This is a genomic window from Microcoleus sp. CZ3-B2 (genome assembly GCF_036705055.1).
GTDB lineage: Bacteria > Cyanobacteriota > Cyanobacteriia > Cyanobacteriales > Microcoleaceae > Microcoleus.
Window position 1 is genome coordinate 1 of sequence record NZ_JAUBTN010000120.1, and the last position, 2,500, is coordinate 2,500.

The window sequence follows — 2,500 nt, forward strand, 5'->3', positions numbered from 1 at the left end:
AAGCGGGAATCCATTTTGACTTTGACCTTGGTTCAGCGAGCGCAGAGCTGGCCGCGACGGCGCTTGGATTCCCGCCTGCGCGGGAATGACGGTGGTGTTGGTTGAAGATTGAGCCTTGAGCCGCTCATCTGCAATGACCCGAGTACAGGCTGGGCGCAGCGCTTTAGTTGGGGTTTTCTGCGCTCAAAGTAAAACCCCGGACATCGTTGGATATCCGGGGTTTTGGTATAGCGCTTGACGATGACCTACTCTCACATGGGGAAACCCCACACTACCATCGGCGATGCATCGTTTCACTTCTGAGTTCGGGATGGGATCAGGTGGTTCCAATGCTCTATGGTCGTCAAGCAATTCGTTGCTGTGCGTTGTTTAGTCCACACGGCGTAAAGGGGTGGGTCTGTGATAGAAATGTTTTTTCATAGCGGTAACTGCAATCCCAATCCAAGTTCGGATTGTCGTTCATCGGTGTCATGACCACACCAAATTGCTTGGGTGTTATATGGTCAAGCCACACGGGCAATTAGTACTGGTTAGCTCAACGCCTTGCAACGCTTACACACCCAGCCTATCAACGTCGTAGTCTTCGACGGCCCTTTAGGGGAGTCAAGCTCCCGGTGAGATCTCATCTTGAGGCAAGTTTCCCGCTTAGATGCTTTCAGCGGTTATCTTTTCCGAACGTAGCTACCCGGCAATGCCACTGGCGTGACAACCGGAACACCAGGGGTTCGTCCACTCCGGTCCTCTCGTACTAGGAGCAGCCCCTCTCAAATCTCAAACGTCCACGGCAGATAGGGACCGAACTGTCTCACGACGTTCTAAACCCAGCTCGCGTACCACTTTAAATGGCGAACAGCCATACCCTTGGGACCGGCTTCAGCCCCAGGATGTGATGAGCCGACATCGAGGTGCCAAACACCGCCGTCGATATGAACTCTTGGGCGGTATCAGCCTGTTATCCCCGGAGTACCTTTTATCCGTTGAGCGATGGCCCTTCCATACAGAACCACCGGATCACTAAGACCTACTTTCGTACCTGCTCGACGTGTGGGTCTCGCAGTCAAGCGCACTTTTGCCTTTATACTCTACGCACGATTTCCGACCGTGCTGAGTGCACCTTCGTACTCCTCCGTTACTCTTTGGGAGGAGACCGCCCCAGTCAAACTACCCACCATACACTGTCCTCGATCCGGATAACGGACCAGAGTTAGAACCTCAAAGTTGTCAGGGTGGTATTTCAAGGTTGGCTCCACATGAACTAGCGTCCACGCTTCAAAGCCTCCCACCTATCCTACACAAACAAATTCAAAGTCCAGTGCAAAGCTATAGTAAAGGTTCACGGGGTCTTTCCGTCTAGCCGCGGATACACTGCATCTTCACAGCGATTTCAATTTCACTGAGTCTCGGGTGGAGACAGCGCCGCCATCATTACGCCATTCGTGCAGGTCGGAACTTACCCGACAAGGAATTTCGCTACCTTAGGACCGTTATAGTTACGGCCGCCGTTTACCGGGGCTTCGATCAAGAGCTTCGCCGAAGCTAACCCCATCAATTAACCTTCCGGCACCGGGCAGGCGTCACACCCTATACGTCCACTTTCGTGTTTGCAGAGTGCTGTGTTTTTAATAAACAGTTGCAGCGGCCTGGTATCTTCGACCGGCATGAGCTTACGGAGCAAGTCCTTCACCCTCACCGGCGCACCTTCTCCCGAAGTTACGGTGCCATTTTGCCTAGTTCCTTCACCCGAGTTCTCTCAAGCGCCTTGGTATTCTCTACCTGACCACCTGTGTCGGTTTGGGGTACGATTTCTAGTTACCTGAAGCTTAGAGGCTTTTCCTGGAAGCATGGCATCAACCACTTCTCTTTCTAAAAGAAAGATCGTCATCAGTTCTCGGCCTTGATCTCCCGGATTTACCTAAGAAATCAGCCTACCACCTTAAACACGGACAACCAACGCCGTGCTGGCCTAGCCTTCTCCGTCCCCCCATCGCAGTAACTACAAGTACGGGAATATTAACCCGTTTCCCATCGACTACGCCTTTCGGCCTCGCCTTAGGGGTCGACTCACCCTGCGTCGATTAACGTTGCGCAGGAACCCTTGGTCTTCCGGCGTGGGAGTTTTTCACTCCCATTGTCGTTACTCATGTCAGCATTCGCACTTCTGATACCTCCAGCCAACTTCTCAATTGACCTTCACAGGCTTACAGAACGCTCCTCTACCGCTCATCCTAAGATGAACCCGTAGCTTCGGTGTATGGTTTGAGCCCCGTTACATCTTCCGCGCAGGCCGACTCGACTAGTGAGCTATTACGCTTTCTTTAAAGGATGGCTGCTTCTAAGCCAACCTCCTAGCTGTCTAAGCCTTCCCACATCGTTTCCCACTTAACCATAACTTTGGGACCTTAGCTGACGGTCTGGGTTGTTTCCCTTTTCACGACGGACGTTAGCACCCGCCGTGTGTCTCCCGTGCTGACACTCACTGGTATTCGGAGTTTGCATGGGG

2 rRNA genes (1 of these 2 cut by a window edge) are annotated in these 2,500 nt (G+C 52.7%); both read right to left on the reverse strand.

Annotation, left to right across the window (positions count from 1 at the left end):
- Nucleotides 1–232: 232 nt before the first annotated feature.
- A 5S ribosomal RNA gene (rrf, locus tag QUA97_RS27785) occupies nucleotides 233–348 on the reverse strand.
- A gap of 151 nt (nucleotides 349–499) precedes the next feature.
- Nucleotides 500–2,500: ribosomal RNA gene (locus tag QUA97_RS27790) — 23S ribosomal RNA — on the reverse strand (it continues 889 nt past the right edge of the window).